Genomic DNA, 20,311 nt, shown 5'->3' with positions numbered 1-20,311 from the left:
TAACGCTTTTTTATTAAAAAGCATCTCAAAAATAAAAAATAATCACAGCAAGCATATTGCAGTAAGGAGAGTGGGCAAGCGCAGTCAAAAGGGAGGTTTGTTAATGGAGCGCGTCAATATTGCTATCGTCGATCAAAATCAATTTTTCAAGCTTGGGTTAGGTCTGGCCTTGCAAGAAGGTTTTCTCACGAATGGTGTCAAGGCCAGGATCACGGGAGAGGAAAGGGCCAACATTATATTCAGGGCGCCGGATAAACGGGTGTCTATCAACTTTTGCCATACCCAGCTTTTGCAGGGCAATTTTTCTTCTATTCCGCTCTATTTTTCAATATTGGAGCATAAAACGATTTTTCCGAAAATTCATTGCAATTTAGAGGCCGGAAGCATTACGCGCAAAGACGGCGTGGCGGCGATCGTGGATAAGGTCATGTTGAGCTATCGCAAGAAAAACAGTTTAGTTTCAAGCTATTGCCCACGTTGCCGTACCCAACTGACCTTTAGCGAGGGAAAAGTGTGCCGCCTGATTCACCTGGGATATTCGCAAAATCAAACGGCGATGTTGCTCGGCATCAGCCCGAAAACGGTCAGCATCCATAAGCGCTCAGCGATGAGAAAACTAAACATCGATAATAATATTGAATTCTTGCGCTGGTTAAAAATGCACAGCGACTCTTGTTAATAGGATCGAGGGCAGAGACAGTCTGATTCCGTATTTTATACCGGAGCGGGGTGGCAATCGTTCATTGATTGCCGCCTGGCATGGAATAGGTTTTATAGGGAGATAAAACATGGCTGATTTCGTGAGGGAAACGGTTTCCCATAATCATTTCAAATTATTGCAAGAGCTTTACGGCAGAGATTTGGGCGGGGAGCGTTTCCTGCACTGGAAGCATCTGCTCGATCCGCATTGTGGGGCCCCAATGGAAAAAACTGGCATATTCTACAAGGAGCAGGAACGCTACCTCGGGATGTTCGTATCCAGCCTTTATCCCTTTAAAATCAATGGTGTTTCTTTCAATGTCAATATGCTTGGCGATCTTGGGATCCATCATCAGGTAAAATCCTCCACCGTATTGAAAGACTTTTTCCTGCAGGCCAGGCGGTCGGATGTGGCGGCGGATATCTGCTTTTCCGATGACCGTAAGATCAGGGTTTATGAAAAGATTTTTAGAAAGTATTTAACGTCCAATACGCGAATCTATCCCTATGTCGAATTAACCTTAAAGCCTGATAAGTTTATGGCCTTTCGTTTCGCTGAGGGGGGGCTCGCTCAACAGGCAAACTTTATCAATAATTTAGGGCGAGAAAAGGATCATCACGCATTTGAGTATATTGAAAAGCATCCCCTGTATCATAAAATTCATTATATAAATAAAGGGAGCCTTTACGCCGTGATCGGGTGTTCTGGCGAGTGCGCCGAACTATTGGATATTTCCAATCCTTCCAGGGAGTGCTTTTCCTGGGCGATCGGGGTTTGTCGGCACCTGCATAGCCGTTGCAAAGTGATGGTGCCCATCGCTTTTTATAAGTCGGTTTGCGCTCAGGCGGCGGAGGTGATTTCAGAAAAGCGCATCAACATGTTGATCGGCTATTACTCACAAAAGATAAGCGAGCTGATGCCGAAAGACGTTTGGGTATGCCGCATGGATCGCCGTTAAGCAGGGCACGTGTATTTTAAATGGAGTGTTTGTCATGGAAGAGATTCCTGTATCACCCTATTCAAACGTTTTTATCGATGAATATGACCGCCATCCAGAGGGCTGCAACTACAACGTATTGGTGCTGCAGCGTATTGAGGGCGTGCTGGATCCCATCAGATTGCAAGCCGCGCTGAATGCGTTGGTGCAAGATCATGTATTGCTGAACAGCCATATTCATGAACAGGATGGCGAGCTGTATTGGCGTCGCAATGACGCAATCTATCCTCTGCAGCATTACACGGACCGCACGCTGTTGACGCAAGTGATTCGCCAGCCTTTCGATATTTACCGCGGGCCTCTTTATCGTTGGGCGCTCTTCGCCGAGGGAGAAGGGCGCTATACCCTGGCGTTGGTCGGCCACCATCTGGTGATTGACGGCGCGTCTTCCGACGAGTTTTTCTCATTGGTAAGCCAGTACTATCGCCAACAGCGGCTGACGACGCGCATAGAAGCGGCCGAGATCGCCGTCATTAACCGGCAATTGCACCGGGAGGTGGAACAACTGGCCTCCGCGGGGGCGCTGGCGCACTGGCATGCCGAAGCGGCCAATTTGAGCACGCTTGAGGTGCCGTTTGAGCGAAGCGGCGCCGGGCGCGTGGATGTGGATGAAGCGGGCGAGTTGCGTTTCCAATTTCCCAAAGCGCAATGGAAAGCGCTGAAACAGGCCTCGGGGATACGGCGAATTAATGACTTTCTGGCGCTGCTGGTGTTGTGGGGGATCTTGATGGCGCGCAGCGGCAATCAGGAAACTGTCTATATCAGCTATCCGGTGTCGATAAAGAAGGGGCAAAAATTTGCGCTCGGCGGGCATGTGAACACCAGCGTGCTCCCCGTTTCTTTACGCGATGGCGCGGGTTTTTCCGATGTTTATCGACGCGCTTTGGCATTTATTACCGCCGCGGCGCCGCAATCGCGCCATCGATTTAATCAGCTGCCCACGCAAGAGGTGGTGCGAGCGTTGGGTATTCGCTCATTGCCGATTTCCTTCGCCCAGACCAACTTGCGCGACGAGGCATTGTCGCTGGCCGATTGCGTCACCTCGCCGCTATTCGAAGCCAACCATGATATGGCCAGTGCGACGCTCTCTCTGGAGTACGAGGATCGGGCCGATGGCGACGCGTTGCAGTTTCGTTTGCGCTTTCGCCAGGGCCTGTTTGACGAGGAAGAGATGCGTGACTGCGCGGCGCATTTTATTCGCCTGATGCAACAGGCGATGAGCGCACCTGATGCCCCTTTAAGCCACATCGCCTGCTATCCCGCCGCCGAGCGGTTGCCGCAGAATGACGAAAGCCCCGTGCAACCGAGGGAAACCCTCAGTGCCCGTTTTGAAGCGATCGCGCAGCGGTATCCGGAAAATATCGCGCTGGAGTATGAGGGGCTGCGCGTCAGTTACCGTGAGTTGAACGGCCTGGCGAATAGCCTGGCGAGAGAAATCGTGCTTCGCTATACGTCGCTGACCGGGGCCGCGCCCCAGGCGGACACGCCGATCGCCTTGTACAGCGAGAAAAGCCTGGAAATGGTCGTGGCGCTGCTGGCGGTGCTGAAAACCGGCGCGGCCTACGTGCCGATCTCTTGCCATTATCCTCAGGCGCGCATTCGGCATATTCTTGAGGAAACCCGCTCGGCGTTGCTCATCGCCGGGCAAACTATGCAGACCTCGGCGCAGGCGTTGGCCGCGATGCTGCCGCATCCCCCGTCCGTGCTGACATTGGGCGACCTGAGCCGCCTGCCGCATGAACGGCATAACCTGCCGGTTATCACCGCCGCCGAACGGCTTGGCGCTGTCATTTATACCTCGGGTTCGACGGGAACGCCGAAAGGCGTGATGCTCGAACAACATGCGATGTGCCAATTGGCGACCGCGTCCGGCATCGCGATTACGCCCGAAGATGTGTTGTTGTTCCTGTCCAGCCCCGCGTTTGACGCGGCGACGTTCGAAGTGTGGGGCGCATTGCTCAACGGCGCCAAACTGGTGGTCATCCGTGATACGGAGGATATCGCCGGGGATGTGCCGCAGCTGGAGGCCTTGTTGCGTCGGCAACAGGTGTCGATTCTCTGGGCGACGCGCAGCCTGTTCGATCACCTTTATCTCAGCAATGCCGACCTGTTTTCCGGGCTGCGCTGTTTGCTGGTGGGCGGAGAGGCGCTGACCGCCACGCTGATGCAGCGCCTGGTGCGGCAAACCAACCGACCACAGCAGGTCATCAACGGCTACGGCCCAACCGAATGCACCACGTTCACCACCCTGTATGCCATCGCGGCGGACGAAACCCGCAGCAGTATTCCCATCGGCAGAGCGATACCGGGGCGCGAGCTTTATGTGCTGGATCGCTGGCTGCAGCCGCTGCCGCCGGGCTTGGCCGGCGAGCTGTATATCGGCGGTTCGGCGCTGGCGCGCGGCTATCTCAATCAGCCGCAACAAACCCAGACGAGTTTCATCGAACTGAATGGCCGGCGCTTGTATAAAACCGGCGATCGGGTGCGTTGGCTGCGCGACGGTAATCTGGAATATCTCGGCAGAAATGATTGCCAGGTGAAAATCCGCGGATTCAGGATTGAACTCAGCGAGATAGAAAGCGCGATCAATGCCCTGGAGGGCGTCGAGAAATGCGTCGTGGTGGATGTCGTCCATCGGGACAGCAAGCGTCTTGCCGCCTACTTGCTGGTGACGCGGGGCGTGGCCCTGGATCCTGCCGAGTTCCGCTCACGGCTCGAGCGCGATTTGCCGGATTATATGGTGCCGTCCAGCTATGTCGAGATCGAGGAGATCCCACTGACGGTTAACGGCAAGTTGGATCGCTCGGCCTTGCCCACGCCGCAATTCGCGCAAAACGAGCGTTATGCCGCGCCGGAGAACCCGCTGGAGGCGCTGATTTGCTCGCTGTGGTCGAGCATTCTCGGCGTGGAGACCGTGGGGGTCGACGACGACTTCTTTCGGTTGGGGGGCGATTCGATCCAAAGCATTGTGTTCACCAGCGAATTGAGCAAGTCGGGTTACCACAGCAACTCGCGCGCGGTGTTCGAAACCAGAAATGCGCGGGCCCTGGCCAAGCGCATTCTGCGGCAGCAAGATGCGGTGACGACGCTAGACGAACAAGGCGAGCTGCAGGGCGAATTCGAACTGCAGCCGATTCAGCGTTGGTACAGTGAGCTGGCGCCGAAGCGCGACGCCTTCTTCAACCAGACATTTTTGGTGCGGGTACCGCCGATGTCCGCCGAGCAGGTCGCCGATCTGGTGGCCGCGCTGGCGGAGCAGCATGACATGTTGCGCGCGCGTTTTAGCGTCGATGACAACGGCGTTATCGTGTCGCAGCGCTACCTTTCGGCGGCCGATGGCGGCCCTTCATGGGGCTACTATGACCTGGCGCTGTGTCGTCAAAGCCGCGCCGAGCTGCTGCGGCAATGGCAATCGGGGTTTGATCCGGCAGAAGGGCCGATGTGCCGTTTCGTTTATATCTTTGACAGCAGCGCGCCCGGCTATGCCCTGATGTTCTGCGCGTTTCATCATCTGATCGTCGATGTGGTGTCCTGGCGCATCATCGTCAGCGACATGCAGCGGTTGCACCTGGGGGAATCGCTGTCGGCAAAAGGCACCAGCTACCGCCAATGGGGAGAGCGGTTACGGCAATACGCGGCAACGCAGAAAGACCAATGCGCTTACTGGCTGGCGATGATCGCCGGGCAGCCCGATTATGCCCGGCTCGGCAGCGCGGCGCAGCCCCCCGAATTTTGCCGATTCGAGTGCGACGCGGCGTTGACAACGCTGCTGGTGGACACTTGCCATCAGGCCTACAACACCTCGATCCGCGAAGTGCTGTTAGCGGCTCTGGCGCCGGTGCTGCAGGCTTGGCACGGCAGCGCGGACAGTTACCTCACGCTGGAACACCATGGCCGCGATATCAATGACGATAGGGTCCGGCTTGAGGGCACCGTCGGCTGGTTCACCGCCCTGGCGCCGTTGCGCATCACCGCGCACGAGTGCCAAAAAACCACGTTGCGCGCCATCAAGGACACGTTGCGAAAGATGCCCGATCACGGCATCGGTTACTCGGCGCTGAAATACGCTTCAGCGTCGGGCGATGAGGCGCTGGCTTGCCTGCGGCGGCACCGCCTGCCGGCCATTTCATTCAATTATCTCGGGGTGTTCAACGAGCAGGCCGACGACGCGTTATGGGCATTGATCGACCAAACGGCGGATTTGGAAAATGGCGCGATGCCGGTGAGCGGCAACGTATTGGATCTGGTGCTTTATGTTCACGACGATCGGTTGAGCATCGTCATGTCGGGTTTGCTACCGCATGAAACGCTGTCGCGGATCGGCTCGCACTATGTCGACAGCCTGTCGGCGCTGGTCGAGCACTGTTGCCACGAGGCGAGTAACGGCGTTTGCCTCGCCAGCCCTGGGGACTTCCCCCATGCCGATGTCAGCCTCGCCGAACTGGATCGCTGGCAGCAGAAGCATCGCCTCGCCGCCGTTTTCGAAGCCACGGTGACCCAGCGGGAGCTGATGTATTTCAACCGGCTCAACCGCGAGTATCAGATTGATCAGGCGGTTTATGAGATCGCGGGGCCGTTGCAACCGGAGGTGCTGAATCAGGCGTGGGCGCTGGCGCTGCAGCGGTTTGAAATGCTGCGCGCCGGATTTGGCGATCAAACCTGCCGCGGCCGGCCCAACGTCTTCATCTGCGAGACGCTGCAGGCGCCGATCGCGATGGACGATTGGTCGAATGCATCACCGCCCTCTCTGGAAGAAAGGATGGAGGCGCTGTTGGCCCGGGAGCGGGAAACCGCGTTTGAGCTGGATGCACCGCCGTTGATTCGCTGGTGCCTCATCAGGCTGAACGCGGATGAGCATTATCTGGTGCAGACCTTTAACCATATTTTGTTTGACGGCTGGTCGCTGGGGGTGTTGTTCGGCCAGTGGTTCAATGATTACCTCGCCTTGTTGGCGGGCAGGGTGCCGGCGCTGGAGATTAACCGCTTCGAACCTTTTGCCGCCTATGTGCGAACGCACGGCAATGATCCCGAAGCGCGGGCCTTCTGGGCGGACTATCTGCAGGGTGCACCGGTCAATCAACGCTTGCCGTTGGCTGCCGCACCGGCTATCGCGCCGCAGGGGCGCCGGATGCGTCAGCATTGCGATGAATTCTCCAGCGCGCAGATGGCGCGCCTCACCGCATTTTGTCGGCGGCAGGGGATCACCGTCAACCAACTGACGCAGCTGGCCTGGATGCTGGCGCTGGCCGAAGCGTTGGCTTGCGATGACATCGCGATCGGCACGACCATGAGCGAGCGCCCTGCCGACATTGAGCAGGTGCAGACGCTGTTTGGCCTGTGCGTCGCGAGCCCGGTGCTGCGGCTGCAGGCGATCCGTCAACGGCCGATTTATGCACTGCTGGATGACATCGCGGATTCACAAACTTTCAGGCAGAAGTACGCCTTTTCCGAACTGAATCGTTACGACGAGAATTGGGTGCCTACCCCGCCGTTCGGCAGCCTGTTCGTGTTTGAAAACATGCCGAAACCGGCGTTGGATCCGCGGCTGCCGTTTCACTGTCGCGTGATGGACATCGTCAGCGGCAGCAATCACCAAACGGTGCTGTGCCTGTTCCCCGAGGCGGAACGGCTCGCCATTTCACTGTTTTATGATTCCCACGAGATCGCTCGGGAAACCATCGACGAATTAGGCCGACGTTTTCTGATTATCGCGCTCGCAATCGCCAATCTTCCGCCCGACAGCGACATCAGCGCTGAGGACGGGATTATCCAGGCTGAGGAGGCATGATATGTGGCTGGCCATCGACGGCAAAATTAAATACCGGGCGATCGTGAGCGATCTTGACGGCACTTTGCTCGATCCTTCGGGAAATTTATCCGATCTGACGGTGGAAACGCTCAACATTTTACACCGCCGGGGGCTGGAAATCGTCATCGCGACGGGGCGCTGCGATGCCGATGCGCGTGGGATCGTGGACGGGTTGGGGTTCTCGCCGGTGATTGTTTCCTGCAACGGCGCGATGGTCAACATCGAAGGACAGACGGTGGCGGATAAAAACTATTTTTTGCCGGTGGAGCTGCAAGCGGGGTTGATTGACTTTTTATTCGCCAGCCCGTTCCACGTGACCCTGTTCACCCGGGAGGGGTGGATGATGGCCGAAGAGAACCCGCTTTTTTCTGACTATGTCAAAACGTCGGGCGTCGCCTGCCGCTATGTCGAGCCTGCGGCCATGAAGCGGCAGCAGATATTAAAAGTGCTGGTGCATGGCGATGCGGCGCAGATTGAGGCGCTGTTCGACGAGGTCAGTCTGGCGTTTGGAAAAACGCTGTCCATCTGTAAGTCCTCCACGGAAACGATAGACATCATGGATAAGCATGTTTCCAAGGCCAGAAGCGTGGCCGACTATTTGAATTCCAAACAGATAGCGATGCGCGATTGCCTGTCTTTCGGCGATGCCATGAACGATCTGGATATGCTGCGCTGGGCCGGGACGGGCGTGGTGATGGGCAATGCCATGAGCGAATTGAAACACGCTCTGCCGTTGAATCCGGTTGCGCTGCCCAACAGTCGCAATGGCGTCGCAGATTATCTCTGTCGTGAATTCGGTCTGTTCTGACGTTTTCACCGGGTGCGTTTTATTGGCGGAAAAAAGGAGGTGAACAGACAGTGAGGGTCTCATTTTCTTAAAACGGAACACTTTCGATTAATGCAAAGGAGCAAGTATGAAAGAACTGACTGAAGCAGAAGTCATGGCGGTTTCCGGTGCGGGCATCGCTTCCGACGCCGGCAAAATCCTGGGTACCGGCATTGGCACCATCGTGGATGCCGGCACCGGTCTTTTCGGTATCCATGCGGATGCGGCAAACGCCGGTGCAAAACTCGGTGAAGGCATTGGCGCCGTCATCGATGCCGGGATTAGCGCGTTCTCGCAGTTGTTCGGCCGCAAATCCTCTTAAGCCTCTAATGAAAAGTGCCCGCAAGGGCACTTTTAAATCAACCGCGAGCGCGGCATAGAGAACGGGGCGGGAGGATGAATGGCGAATAAAATCATGCTGATTATGGTAATCAACCTTTTTGTGGCGGTGGCATTGGCGGTGTTTAACGTCATCTATATCCAAAAGAAGATGGATATCCGCTACCCCAGTGACACTACTCCCTTTCAGGTCGCGGAGAAAGCGCAGGCCAGAATCGTCTCCATGAGACAGACCTCGGTATTCTTAAACAACAATCCCGTGGTGGCGTTCACGTTGGAAATCAATGCCAGGAGCAGGCAGTTCACCTTGACGGATCATCGCGAGGTGGTGCTCTACGTCGCCATGAGTCGTTATCAGGAAAACAGCATTTACAGCGTGCTGTTGGGAGAAAACGAGAAAGACGTGGCGTTCGAAAAGGACAGCTTCGGCTATCCGATATTATTTCATCGTGCTTCATGAGGCCGCTGATGCCTGTTTGCCGCTTCGCCAGCCTGAAGGGGCGAAGCAACGTCAACCATCGTGAGGGAAACATGTTAAAAATATCCGCTTACATGATCTTGGTTTGGTTGGCGCTGGCTGTCTGCCGGTATGCTGCGGCCAACGAGGAAGACATCTGCTTTGTGGGTGAGTCCCCATCGCTACAGACGGTCATACCTTGCTATAACCAGCAGTTGGCCACGCTGCCTCTGTCATTTTCATTAAAAAGCGTGGATAGCGGTCATGACACGGAAATTCGTCATTATCGGCTGATGTCGCAATCTTGGTCGCCGCAAGACGCCATCCGGCCGACGCAATGGTGGCACGACGTGGACATTTATATTCCCAACGGCGCTCTCAGCCGCAAAGCGCTGCTGGTGATGGACGATGACTGTGCGTGCAGCGCTGCCGGACCGAAAGCGACAGGCAATCAGAAAGCGGCGTTTTCCGCCGAGGCGTTGGCGGCGCAGAGCAAAACGGTGGTGGTGGTGGTCAATCGGCTGCCTTACCCGTACCTGGAATACCAGAATGAGGGGCGCCGCCGTTCAGGAGAGGAGAGCCGAGCCAGAGGGTGGCGATTGTTCCTGGACGATGCGGATGAATATTTGATGATGCCGCTGCATATCCCGATGACGGCGGCGCTGTCGCAAGCCATGACGCTGGCGCAGCGCGAGTTGCGCCAATGGGGGATCGACAAATTTATCGTCGCGGGCGTGGCTGACGGAGGAACCGCGGCCATGCTGGCGGCGCGTTCAGATCAACGCATCGATGCTGTGGTTGCCATTTTCCCTGATGGGATCGCGGCGCGGCAGGTGATGAAGCATACCTATCGCACGTATGGCGGGCGTTGGCCTTTGGCGTTCCATCCTTATTATCAACTTGGCATCGATCGGCGCATAGAGACCCCGGCGTTTGACAAGCTGATGCAAATTGAGGATCCCACCGCATACCCCTTGCCGGTTGGGCGCGAGCGGCCGCCGGTGCCGAAGTACCTCATCATCGCCGGCGGCGACGAGCGTTATCCGCCCGACAGCACGCGATTTTATTTGCATAAACTGCCGGGGGAAATCTCGCTGCGAGCCATCGCCGACGGCGATCGCGCGGTAAGCCGGCAGGCCGCCGAACGCGCTGTTCTGGCTCTGGTGAATCGTCGACAGCGTGATATTGCGTTACCGACGATCGATGTGCAGAGCAGCCCCTCAGAGGCTGCATTGCGCACGCTGCGCTTTTCCGAACCGCCGGTCAGGGTGTCGCGTTGGACGGCGCATAACCGCGCGGCCCGAGATTTTCGTTACTCGTGCGGCGTGCGTTTTACTTCGGCGCCGCTGGCGGCCGCGGGGGAGAACCGCGGCGAATTTCGGCTGGTCACCCCTGCGCAGGGATGGGCGGCCACCTTTATCGAAGCCGAGTTCAGCGATGGCTATATCGCGACCTCGCCGGTATTTATCACGCCTGACGATCGCTATCCGATCGCCGCGCCGGCAGGCGATGGCCTGGCGTGTGAAACCTTACCGGGCAGAGGGCTCGGCGAGGATTATCGCCATGACGATTAATCACGCTAAAAAATAAGGTGGAGAGGGGCATATTATGCGTTGAGCCTGGAACGTGCGGATATGCCGCTTAATTAGCCTACATCAGAGGGGAACCGTTTTCTATTGCCGGTGCCTTCTGTTTGCATCATTATTGCGCTGATTTTATCGTCAGCGTTTTTCTATTTTATGAAGTGCCGGTAAATGCCCGTTCTCATGGCACCACATCTTCTTATCTTTGCTTTTCTGCTGCCGAAATTTGCTCTGTCGCCGAAGCGTGAACCCCTTTGCAAGATACAAATTCCGCTGGCATCTGGCCTGTTTGGGATATTTTTACTTTTTATGACGGCGCCTATTATTTTCGCTTGTCGTCTGAGGTGAAAATGAGTGGATTAGCTCGTGCGATAGCGTAAAGGTTGGGCGAAAATAATTCTCTGTTCGCCCAGGTTAATGAGTCGAGAAACATCGTTTTTTTGGTTTTTTTAAAATAAAAATAAGAATGATGCCAATTCGATTTGGGGTAATTGTCTTTTCTCATTCTTACATTGATTTTATGTATTGCCAAAGAGGGAAAGCCAAGCATAATTAACTGTGAAAGGGGCGGAGCTCCTATTCTCCTTGTCACGGGTTAGCCGTGATGGGGATATTTTGCAGTTTATCTAATCAAAAGGAGAAGTACCCATGATGGAAAAAAAAGTGATTGTGTTGGCATTGGTTGCGGCGACTTTTTCGAGTGCTCTACCGGCCCTGGCGGCAGACGGGCAGGTTAATTTTACCGGGAATATTGTTGATGCCGCATGCAAGGTCACAAATGACTTGAGTAATCCATTAAATGTTGTTCTGGGCGACGTGGCCCGAACGGCATTTGCGGGTGGCAAGGGATCCACGTCCTCGGCGACTAAATTTACGCTGGAAGTGACGGATTGTCCTGATACGGTGAAAAGCGCTACCGTTAAGTTCGACGGTGCGGCCGACAATGGCGACAGCAACGTATTGCAGCTGACCCAGGAAACGGATGTCGCCACGGGTGTTGGCATCCAGCTGTCTGATATTTCTAACAATGTTCTTCCGCTTTACACCGCCTCAACGGCCTATCCGCTGGCCTCCGGCAGCGGCGTGAAAAACAACCTTGATTTTACCGCGCGTTATATTTCTACGCTTGCGGATGTGACTGCCGGTAAAGCCAACGGTGTCGCCACCTTCACGCTGAATTACAACTGATAATATTTTCTTGCCCGCTGGTTTCCAGCGGGCCGTATTGCCTCGGAGATAATATTATGCGGTTTAGTCGCTGCAGTGCCCTGGCGGGCTTCGTTTTCTTATTGTTTTTTTCCACGGCTCAGGCCGGTGTGGTTGTCGGCGGAACGCGAGTGATTTTCAACGGCGAAAAAAAAGAGGCGTCAATCAGCGTCGATAACCCGGACAGCGAGCCTTATTTGATTCAGTCCTGGTTGGATAATCAACAGAGCGGCGTCGATAAGATTGCATTTATCATTACGCCGCCTTTATTCCGCCTGGATGGTCACCAGGAGAATATGTTGCGCATCGTGCGTGTTGGTGATGACTTGCCGAAGGATAAAGAGAGCCTGTATTGGATGAATATAAAATCCATTCCTTCGACAGAACATACGGCCAAATCTAACACGTTGCAGATCGCGGTGAAAACGCGCATCAAACTTATTTATCGCCCCGCGGCGTTGCTCAAACAGGTTCCCGAGGATGTGGCTCAACAGTTGACGTGGCAACGCGTCGGCAAGGAATTAAAACTGACCAATCCCACGCCTTATTATATGAACTTTCATTATGTTCGCATCGGTGGGCATGAAATGAAAGAGGTGACCTATATCGCGCCGATGAGCAGCGAAATGTTTTCAGTGCCGGTTTCCGGCGCATCGTCGGTCAGCTGGAAATTAATTAATGACTATGGCGGCACCGGTAAGGAGCATCAGTCAGGTATTTAACCGCCTGGGGAAGGGCCACAGCAGGAAATAACAAATTCAATAATGGAGCTAATGAATGATAACGCACAAGCGTATGTTAGCGAAGCGGGATGCTTGGCTGAAACGCGTAGTCTTATTCACGGCAACCACGGCGGTATGCGGCAATATGGCCAATCCTGCCTTTTCTCGTGACTACTTTAATCCGGCGTTGCTGGAAACGGGGCGTTCGGGCCAACAGCATATCGACCTGACGGTTTTTGAAAACGGCAACCAGGTGCCCGGCAAGTACCGGGTGGATATTTGGGTGAATGACATGCTGATGGAGACGCGTGAAGTTCGTTTTGTCATCAAGCCCGGCGGCGGCGATAAAGCGGGTTTGCAGCCTTGCCTGACGAAGGAGGATCTGCAGCGGCTCGGCGTGAAAGTCGAGCGATTTCCCGCGTTGAACCGCGCTGAAGAGTGCGTGAATTTGGCCGCTATTCCGCAGGCCACGGCGCAATTTCAATTTAACCGCCAGCGGTTGATGCTGAGCATTCCCCAGGCGGCGTTGGAAAATCGGATACGCGGCTATGTGCCGCCCGAACTGTGGGACGAAGGGATGCCGGCGATGCTGCTCAACTATGGCTTCACCGGCAGCAACAGCAAGGGGCGCGATCGTTTTACCCAGAGCGCCAGCAGCTACTACCTCAACCTGCGGCCAGGCTTCAATCTGGGCGCCTGGCGGGTGCGAAATTATACCACCTGGAGCTACAACAGCGGCGGCGGAGGGCAGCCGTCTGAAGATCGCTGGGATACCGTCTATACCTACGCCCAGCGCAATATCATCAGGCTGAAGAGTTTGCTGACGCTCGGTGAAAGCAGCAGCCCGTCCGATGTGTTCGACAGCGTGTCGTTTCGCGGTGCGCAGTTGGCGTCCGATGACGATATGTTGCCGGAAAGCCTGCGCGGCTATGCGCCGGTGGTGCGCGGCATCGCACGCAGCAACGCGCAAGTGGTGATTCGCCAAAACGGCTATGTCATCTACCAGAGCTACGTCGCGCCGGGTGCGTTCGAGATTTCCGACATGTATCCGACCGGTGGCAGCGGCGATTTGGACGTGACTATCAAAGAGGCGGACGGCAGCGAACAGCATATGACCGTTCCCTTTGCCAGCTTGCCGGTATTGCAACGCGAAGGACGCCTGAAATACTCGCTGACGTCGGGCCAATACCGCACCTACGATCACAGCGTGGAGAAAAAGATCTTCACGCAGGCCAGCCTGATTTATGGCTTGCCGGCCGGCTTCACGCTCTATGGCGGTGGACAATTCGCCGGTCCGTACCAATCGCTGGCATTGGGAGCAGGTAAAAACCTGGGGGAGTTCGGCGCCCTGTCGGTGGACGTGACTCAGGCCTGGGCAAAACAGGAACACCAAGCCAAAAGCGATGGCCAGTCGTGGCGCGTGCGCTACAGCAAAAACATCGTTGAAACCGGCACCAACTTCGCCATTGCCGGCTATCGCTATTCGACCAGCGGATATTACGGGCTGCAGGAAGTGCTGGATACCTATCGCGGCGGCAACCGCTACGCCCCGATAGATCGCCGCAAGAACCGCGCCGAGATTACACTCAGCCAGAATTTATGGCAGGGGGCCGGTTCGCTGTCACTCAGCGCGGTCAGCGAAGATTACTGGAACTCCGAGCGCAGCATGCAGTCGCTGGGGGCGGGTTACAACAATAGCTGGAATGGCATCAGCTACGGCTTTAACTACAGCTACAACCGCAATTCTCAGGCTATTTACGGTGATTCAAACCGAGGGCAGCGGCGTATTTACGATCGCGACCAGCTGTTTGCCTTCAATATCAGCGTGCCATTGGAGAAATGGCTGAGCAATACCTACGCCACTTACAGCCTCAATACCAGCCAAAAGGGCAACACCAGCCATACGGCGGGGCTCAACGGCACGGCGCTGGCCGGCAATAACCTCAACTGGAGCGTGCAGGAAGGGTATGGCAATCAGGGCCAGGGCAACAGCGGCAATGCGAATCTTGACTGGCGCGCGACTTACGGCGAAGTCGTCGCGGGGTACGCCTACGATCGCAGCCAGCAGCGCGTCAACTATGGGGTGAAAGGCGGGGTGATCGCTCACGAAGACGGCGTCACCTTTGGCCAGCCTTTTGGCGAGACGGCGGCGCTGGTGACGGCGGCCGGCGCCAGCGATGTGGCGGTCGGCAACCAGGTCGGGGTGAAAACCGACTGGCGCGGCTACGCGATCGTTCCTTACGCCACGCCTTATCGCAACAACTCGATTCGTCTTGATGTGGAAAGTTTACCGGATGATGTCGATCTGGCGTTGACCAATCAGTCGGTCATTCCGACCCGCGGTGCGGTGAGCCGGGCGAACTTCAAGGCTAACGTCGGCAACAGGATCTTGATGAGAGTCACGGATCCGCATGGGGTTCCTCTCCCTCTGGGCGCCAGCGTACGCGATGCCGGGCATTCGGCGCAGCCGTTCCTGATTGGCGGCGATGGGTTGGTTTATTTGTCCGGCATGGCGGAGCAAGGCCGGCTCATCGTGCAGTGGGGGAGAAATGCCGAGCATCAATGCCGCATCAGTTATCAACTGCCGGCGGAGAAACCCGCAGCAGGGATCCAAACCCTCAATGGAGTTTGCCAATAAGTCTCGCTCGGTATCCATCATGACTTGTTAAGTGAGAGTGAAAATGAACGTTTTTCTCAGGATATTCCGTTACGGCGCCCTGCTGTGGCTGGCAACGCTAACGACGTTGGCCTATGCCGGCACCTGTAGCACAAATGCAAAAACCATCCGCATGGGGTTGCTGACCCTGGCCGTGGATCCGCGTATTGAAATCGGCGAGCAGTTGGCTGTCCGTACGGAAAACAGCATCAGCGGCACCACGTTTTCTTTTCTTTGCTCGGGCTCGGTCGCCTATCGCTCCATGTCGCCGCTGGCGCCGAGTGCGCTGCCCGGCGTGTTTGAAACGGGCATTGACGGCGTAGGGGTGACGATTTCAGACCTGTGGCAGAGCAATAAGAACGTGCCTTTCAATACGGCGATTTCGCCCAATCTGCTGACGCCGTGGATCAACCGCAACGATGTCAGGCTGACGTTCATCAAAACCGGCCCGATAAAAACCGGCGGCGATATGGGGGGGAAGATTATCGCCAGATATTATCTGGACTCGACCTCGGTATTGGATTTGAGCATTTCCGGCATGAAGGTCATTCAGAAAAGTTGCCTGGTTGATTTGAATTATAAAAATCAAACGGTGAATTTAGGCAGCCCAAAACGCAGCGAGTTTAACGGGATCGGCAGCAGCGCGGTTTCTTCGGAACGCAACTTCTTCGTGGTCTTGCAATGCCAGGAAGACAATATTCCGGTGCAGGTGACGTTTGAAGCGGCGGGAAGTTCTCCGGGCGTAGGCATGATCGATATTGCCGACGGCTCCGATGCGGCAAAGGGCGTTGCTGTAGAAGTCTTGGACGAGAACCGTAATCCGATCGCTTTTTCCCGGCCGATTAACTATCACACCGCTGCAGAAAAAGAGATCAGAATTCCCTTAATGGCGCGATATAAGCAAACGGGAGACATTAGCCCCGGACAGGCCGATGCGGTGATGACATTCACGATTACGCAGAATTAAGGGAGCCTCATCAAAATATAATGTCGTTTTTTCCCGCGACATTATTGGTGGCATCCGGCGCTGCAGGCCGATGCCAATGCAATGACAACACGCATGTATGGCGGTGTTTGTCCGTTTAAATATGGAGATTAACCTATGAAAGAACTGTCTGTTATCGAAATGAATGAAGTGTCAGGCGCCTACTCCTGGGATATGAGCAATGGACTGGCCGGCCTGATTGGCAGCGCCGTCGCGAATGCCGCGGAAGCCGTTTCGTCGGTCGCTTTGGGCGCCTCCGTCGGCAGCATGGCGGGCGCCGTTATCGGCGGTAAGCACGGCGGTGACGGCGGCGGCCTGCTGGGCGTCGGTTCCATTGGCCAGGGCGTCGGCATGGTGGCCGGCGGCATCCTGGGCGGGGTAGCCAGCGGCGTAGCCGCCGCCGTTATCGGCTGGGATACCACCCTGGAATACTCCAAAAAAGGCCTCGATGGGCTGATTAACGGCACCATCAGCTAAATCAATATCGTTGTCCAAGGCCGCAGCGTCTTCGCTGCGGCTGTCTCTCGGTCAGGCATGCGCAGGCTCTTCCTATGAGTGAAAATAAGAGCAGAAATATTTTCCGCCAGGAGGCGGTTAATTATCAACGTCAAAGATGGACCGGCAGAGCGCTGTTAATTTCCGGTGCGTCGAGCTATGTGATTGCCGTTACGTGCTTTATTTTTATTCTTATTTTAGCGGGCGCGCTCTATTTCTGTGAGTATACGCGCAGGGTCGATGTCGAGGGCGAGGTGATCAGCATTCCGCATTCGACCAACGTTTTCTCCTCTCAATATGGCTACGTGAATCGATCTTTTCATCAGGCCGGTGATGTGGTGGAAAAAGACGAACCGCTATACGTCATTGATGTGTCGCGCAGCACGGCATCAGGCAATGTCAGCCATATCGCCGCCAGTGAAATCAACAAACAGATTGGCAATCTGGATTCGATTATCAGCAAGCTGAATAAAAACAAAGACGCCATGCTGGATAACCTGAGAAAACAGATCAATAGCTATGAGTTAGCGTATAAAGAAACGGAAAAACTTAATCTCAATGCCCGAGACGGCATGGAAAAAATGAGGGAGAGTTTAAAAAACTATGAGCATTACCTGACCAAAGGATTGATTACCAAGGATCAGTTGAACTATCAGCGTTCGCTCTTTCAGCAACAGCAGAGCTCCTATCAGGCGCTCAACAGCCAAAAGATTCAGCAGAATATCCAGCTGTCGCAGTTGCGCAGCGATCTGCTTATTCGCGCCGCCGATTACGACAATCAAATTTCGCAAAGCGAATCGCAACGCAGCGAATTGCAACGTCAATTGGCGGAATCCAATGCTGGCGACCAGGTGATCATCAAAGCGCCCCTGAAAGGGAAAATCGAGTCTCTGAGCGTGACCGCCGGGCAGGTGGTCGAGAGCGGCAGCAGCCTGGCGCAGATCAAGCCGATTGAAAACATCAAATATTACCTGGTGTTGTGGCTGCCGAATAACAGTTTGCCCTACGTAAAAATCGGCGATGGCATCAACATTCGCTACGAAGCTTTTCCCTCGGACAAATTCGGTCAGTTCCCGGGGCGAATTGAGTCGATCTCCTCTGTTCCGGCTTCGCCGCAGGAGATGTCGGAATACAGCAGCGGCAATAAAAGGGAGAGGAACGCCTACTACAAAGTGTTGGCGTCCATAAGCGATACGCAATTCAGCGACAAAGGAAAATATCTGGAAATCAGCAGCGGGCTGCAGGCCAGAGTGATTGTCTTTCTGGATAAGAAACCGCTTTATCAATGGGCGGTAGCGCCTTTGTATGACATAAAAAACAGCGTGGTGGGGAGAGTCGATGAAGGATCATAATCTCTTTGAACGGATCAACGAGAAGTTAATCTTCTCTCTGCGCAAACGGGTGCCGAGCATCTTGCAGTCGGAGTCATCTGAATGCGGCCTGGCGTGCCTCGCCATGATTTCATCCTATTACGGGTTTAATGTGGATATGCTGAGCCTGCGGCAGCGATTCGGCATCTCCACCCAAGGCGCGACCCTGGGTACCATTTCACAAATCGCCTCGCAGATTCAGCTCAAGACGCGCGCGCTGTCATTGGACATCGATGAAGTCAACCAGTTGAAAACGCCCTGCGTATTGCATTGGAACATGAACCATTTCGTGGTGCTGGTGAAGGTTCGCCGCGCCAGCTTTGTGATCCACGATCCCGCCTTCGGGCGCAGAGTCATCGGCCTGCAAGAGATGTCGAATCATTTTACCGGCATTGCGCTGGAGCTGTGGCCCGACAGGGCGTTTCAGAAAGAGACGCTAAAGACCCGCTTGCGCCTGCTGGATTTGATGAAAAACATCGAGGGGCTGCCGGGGACGCTGCTCAAGATTTTTGCGTTATCTATCGTCATTGAGTCGGTCAACCTGCTGCTGCCCGTGGGGACCCAACTGGTGACCGACCATGTCATTCAGGCGCACGACTACAGTTTGCTGACGGTCATTTGTTTGGGGTTGATCTTCTTCACCCTGTTTCGCGCCGTGGTCAGTATTGCCAGAGCCTGGATTTCCATCGTACTGGGGACGCTGACCGACATTCAGTGGAAGACAACGCTGTTCGAGCATCTGTTAAAGCTGCCGCTGGATTTTTTCGAGAAACGGCACCTGGGGGATATTCAATCGCGATTTTCCTCGTTGGATGCGATCAGAACCACCTTTACCAATAATATCGTCAGCGGGATCATCGACGGCATCATGACGGTTGGCCTGTTCGTGATGATGATGGTCTACGGCGGATGGCTGGTCTGGGTCGTGTCAGGCTTCACCCTGGTCTATATCCTCATCAGGATGATGACTTACCGAACCTACCGCCAATTCTCGGAAGAACAAATCGTCAAGGCGGCCAAGGCCAATTCCCATTTCATGGAGACGCTGTACGGCGTCTCTACGGTCAAAGCGCTCGGCATCAAGGACACGCGCTCCAGCTATTGGCTCAATTTGAACGTCGATGCGGCCAATACCAATATCAAAATCACCCGATTCAATATGATGTTCGGCGGGATCAACACCTTCATCACCACGCTCGATCAGGTGGCGATACTTTGGCTCGGTGCCATGATGGTCATCGACAACTCGATGACGCTCGGCATGTTTATGGCGTTCAACGCCTACCGCGGCCAGTTCTCGCAGCGGGCTTCCAACCTGATCGATCTGGCGATCGGGCTGCGCATGCTGTCGCTGCATAATGAGAGGATATCCGACATTGTGTTTACCGATGCGGAGCCGGAATCCGCGCCGCGGCAGATATTTCAACCGGGCAAGGGCGTTGCCGTCGAGGTTAAAAACCTCACCTATCAATATGACGCGCTGTCCCGGCCGATATTTAAAGATCTGGACATGTGCATTGCGGCCGGTGAAAGCGTGGCCGTGGTGGGGGTCTCCGGCGCCGGGAAGACCACGTTGCTGAAGGTGATGTGCGGCTTGCTCAGCCCGACCTCAGGCCAAATATTGGCCGACTCTATGGATATCCATAAAGTGGGGGTGAATAACTACCGTAATGCAATCGCCTGCGTGCTGCAGGACGACCGGCTGTTCTCCGGCTCCATCGCGGAAAACATCAGCGGTTTCGAAGTCAATGCCGATAAGGCGTTGATTGTCGCTTGTGCGGTGCACAGCAACATTCACGATGAAATCATGCAGATGCCGATGGGCTACGAAACCCTGATTGGCGAGTTGGGGAACGGCATCTCCGGCGGGCAAAAACAACGCTTGTTTATTGCGCGTGCGCTCTACCGGCGGCCGAGCGTGCTGTTTATGGATGAAGCGACCAGCCATCTGGACGTTGAGAATGAATTGGCGATCAACCGGGCGATATCTTCATTGAATATCACGCGCGTGATTGTCGCCCACAGAAAGTCGACGATCGACTCGGCAGATAGGGTAGTGGTGCTGGGGGCGGCGAGCGGTGACCCGGCGAGCAACGGCTGACCTACGCAGGGCAACGCAGGCTGTCCCCGCGGCCGAAATCGCGGTAAAATGCAGCAGTTGATCTT

General features: G+C 55.3%; 14 protein-coding genes. All 14 read left to right on the top strand.

Features of this window, described 5'->3' with window-relative positions:
• The first annotated feature begins 103 nt into the window (after positions 1 to 103).
• Positions 104 to 679, top strand: coding sequence for a helix-turn-helix transcriptional regulator (locus AC6BYQ_RS07870; protein ID WP_019453437.1), 576 nt, complete (start codon positions 104 to 106; stop codon positions 677 to 679).
• Positions 680 to 788: 109 nt separating this feature from the next.
• Complete coding sequence (locus tag AC6BYQ_RS07865) at positions 789 to 1,658, top strand: hypothetical protein (RefSeq protein ID WP_498056647.1); 870 nt, start codon at positions 789 to 791, stop codon at positions 1,656 to 1,658.
• A gap of 34 nt (positions 1,659 to 1,692) precedes the next feature.
• Positions 1,693 to 7,485 carry an amino acid adenylation domain-containing protein gene (locus AC6BYQ_RS07860; protein WP_498056646.1) on the top strand — a complete coding sequence of 1,931 codons (5,793 nt, stop codon included), beginning with the start codon at positions 1,693 to 1,695 and terminating at the stop codon, positions 7,483 to 7,485.
• Position 7,486: 1 nt separating this feature from the next.
• A complete protein-coding gene (locus AC6BYQ_RS07855) occupies positions 7,487 to 8,314 on the top strand; it encodes an HAD family hydrolase (RefSeq protein ID WP_498056645.1) in 828 nt (275 codons plus the stop codon).
• Between the two features lie 106 nt (positions 8,315 to 8,420).
• Complete coding sequence (locus tag AC6BYQ_RS07850) at positions 8,421 to 8,654, top strand: hypothetical protein (RefSeq protein ID WP_498056644.1); 234 nt, start codon at positions 8,421 to 8,423, stop codon at positions 8,652 to 8,654.
• Between the two features lie 78 nt (positions 8,655 to 8,732).
• Positions 8,733 to 9,131 carry a hypothetical protein gene (locus AC6BYQ_RS07845; RefSeq protein ID WP_019453442.1) on the top strand — a complete coding sequence of 133 codons (399 nt, stop codon included), beginning with the start codon at positions 8,733 to 8,735 and terminating at the stop codon, positions 9,129 to 9,131.
• Positions 9,132 to 9,202: 71 nt separating this feature from the next.
• Positions 9,203 to 10,702 (top strand): PhoPQ-activated protein PqaA family protein, encoded by a 1,500-nt coding sequence (locus AC6BYQ_RS07840; RefSeq protein ID WP_498056643.1) that lies wholly within the window; start codon positions 9,203 to 9,205, stop codon positions 10,700 to 10,702.
• 657 nt (positions 10,703 to 11,359) lie between these two features.
• Positions 11,360 to 11,899 carry a fimbrial protein gene (locus tag AC6BYQ_RS07835; RefSeq protein WP_071532816.1) on the top strand — a complete coding sequence of 180 codons (540 nt, stop codon included), beginning with the start codon at positions 11,360 to 11,362 and terminating at the stop codon, positions 11,897 to 11,899.
• Positions 11,900 to 11,955: 56 nt separating this feature from the next.
• Positions 11,956 to 12,639, top strand: coding sequence for a fimbrial biogenesis chaperone (locus AC6BYQ_RS07830; RefSeq protein WP_498056642.1), 684 nt, complete (start codon positions 11,956 to 11,958; stop codon positions 12,637 to 12,639).
• Between the two features lie 55 nt (positions 12,640 to 12,694).
• Complete coding sequence (locus AC6BYQ_RS07825) at positions 12,695 to 15,277, top strand: fimbria/pilus outer membrane usher protein (RefSeq protein ID WP_498056641.1); 2,583 nt, start codon at positions 12,695 to 12,697, stop codon at positions 15,275 to 15,277.
• A gap of 43 nt (positions 15,278 to 15,320) precedes the next feature.
• On the top strand, positions 15,321 to 16,262 hold the full coding sequence (locus AC6BYQ_RS07820; RefSeq protein ID WP_498056640.1) for a fimbrial protein: 942 nt from the start codon (positions 15,321 to 15,323) through the stop codon (positions 16,260 to 16,262).
• Between the two features lie 135 nt (positions 16,263 to 16,397).
• Positions 16,398 to 16,757 (top strand): hypothetical protein, encoded by a 360-nt coding sequence (locus tag AC6BYQ_RS07815; RefSeq protein WP_019453448.1) that lies wholly within the window; start codon positions 16,398 to 16,400, stop codon positions 16,755 to 16,757.
• A gap of 74 nt (positions 16,758 to 16,831) precedes the next feature.
• Positions 16,832 to 18,127 (top strand): HlyD family secretion protein, encoded by a 1,296-nt coding sequence (locus AC6BYQ_RS07810; protein ID WP_019453449.1) that lies wholly within the window; start codon positions 16,832 to 16,834, stop codon positions 18,125 to 18,127.
• Positions 18,114 to 20,246, top strand: coding sequence for a peptidase domain-containing ABC transporter (locus AC6BYQ_RS07805; protein ID WP_019453450.1), 2,133 nt, complete (start codon positions 18,114 to 18,116; stop codon positions 20,244 to 20,246). Before AC6BYQ_RS07810 ends, AC6BYQ_RS07805 begins: the two co-directional genes overlap by 14 nt.
• Positions 20,247 to 20,311: the final 65 nt, after the last annotated feature.

The sequence above is a fragment of the Serratia sp. LTN-2 genome (assembly GCF_059740205.1).
This window is presented reverse-complemented; position numbering and strand designations above follow the sequence as displayed.

Excerpts from the sequence above, each read along its gene's own strand:
- AC6BYQ_RS07855 (WP_498056645.1), top strand. The coding sequence starts at position 7,487 with ATGTGGCTGGCCATCGACGGCAAAATTAAATACCGGGCGATCGTGAGC.
- AC6BYQ_RS07870 (WP_019453437.1), top strand. The coding sequence starts at position 104 with ATGGAGCGCGTCAATATTGCTATCGTCGATCAAAATCAATTTTTCAAG.
- AC6BYQ_RS07835 (WP_071532816.1), top strand. The coding sequence starts at position 11,360 with ATGATGGAAAAAAAAGTGATTGTGTTGGCATTGGTTGCGGCGACTTTT.
- AC6BYQ_RS07810 (WP_019453449.1), top strand. The coding sequence starts at position 16,832 with ATGAGTGAAAATAAGAGCAGAAATATTTTCCGCCAGGAGGCGGTTAAT.
- AC6BYQ_RS07820 (WP_498056640.1), top strand. The coding sequence starts at position 15,321 with ATGAACGTTTTTCTCAGGATATTCCGTTACGGCGCCCTGCTGTGGCTG.
- AC6BYQ_RS07860 (WP_498056646.1), top strand. The coding sequence starts at position 1,693 with ATGGAAGAGATTCCTGTATCACCCTATTCAAACGTTTTTATCGATGAA.
- AC6BYQ_RS07825 (WP_498056641.1), top strand. The coding sequence starts at position 12,695 with ATGATAACGCACAAGCGTATGTTAGCGAAGCGGGATGCTTGGCTGAAA.
- AC6BYQ_RS07845 (WP_019453442.1), top strand. The coding sequence starts at position 8,733 with ATGGCGAATAAAATCATGCTGATTATGGTAATCAACCTTTTTGTGGCG.
- AC6BYQ_RS07815 (WP_019453448.1), top strand. The coding sequence starts at position 16,398 with ATGAAAGAACTGTCTGTTATCGAAATGAATGAAGTGTCAGGCGCCTAC.
- AC6BYQ_RS07865 (WP_498056647.1), top strand. The coding sequence starts at position 789 with ATGGCTGATTTCGTGAGGGAAACGGTTTCCCATAATCATTTCAAATTA.
- AC6BYQ_RS07805 (WP_019453450.1), top strand. The coding sequence starts at position 18,114 with ATGAAGGATCATAATCTCTTTGAACGGATCAACGAGAAGTTAATCTTC.
- AC6BYQ_RS07840 (WP_498056643.1), top strand. The coding sequence starts at position 9,203 with ATGTTAAAAATATCCGCTTACATGATCTTGGTTTGGTTGGCGCTGGCT.
- AC6BYQ_RS07850 (WP_498056644.1), top strand. The coding sequence starts at position 8,421 with ATGAAAGAACTGACTGAAGCAGAAGTCATGGCGGTTTCCGGTGCGGGC.
- AC6BYQ_RS07830 (WP_498056642.1), top strand. The coding sequence starts at position 11,956 with ATGCGGTTTAGTCGCTGCAGTGCCCTGGCGGGCTTCGTTTTCTTATTG.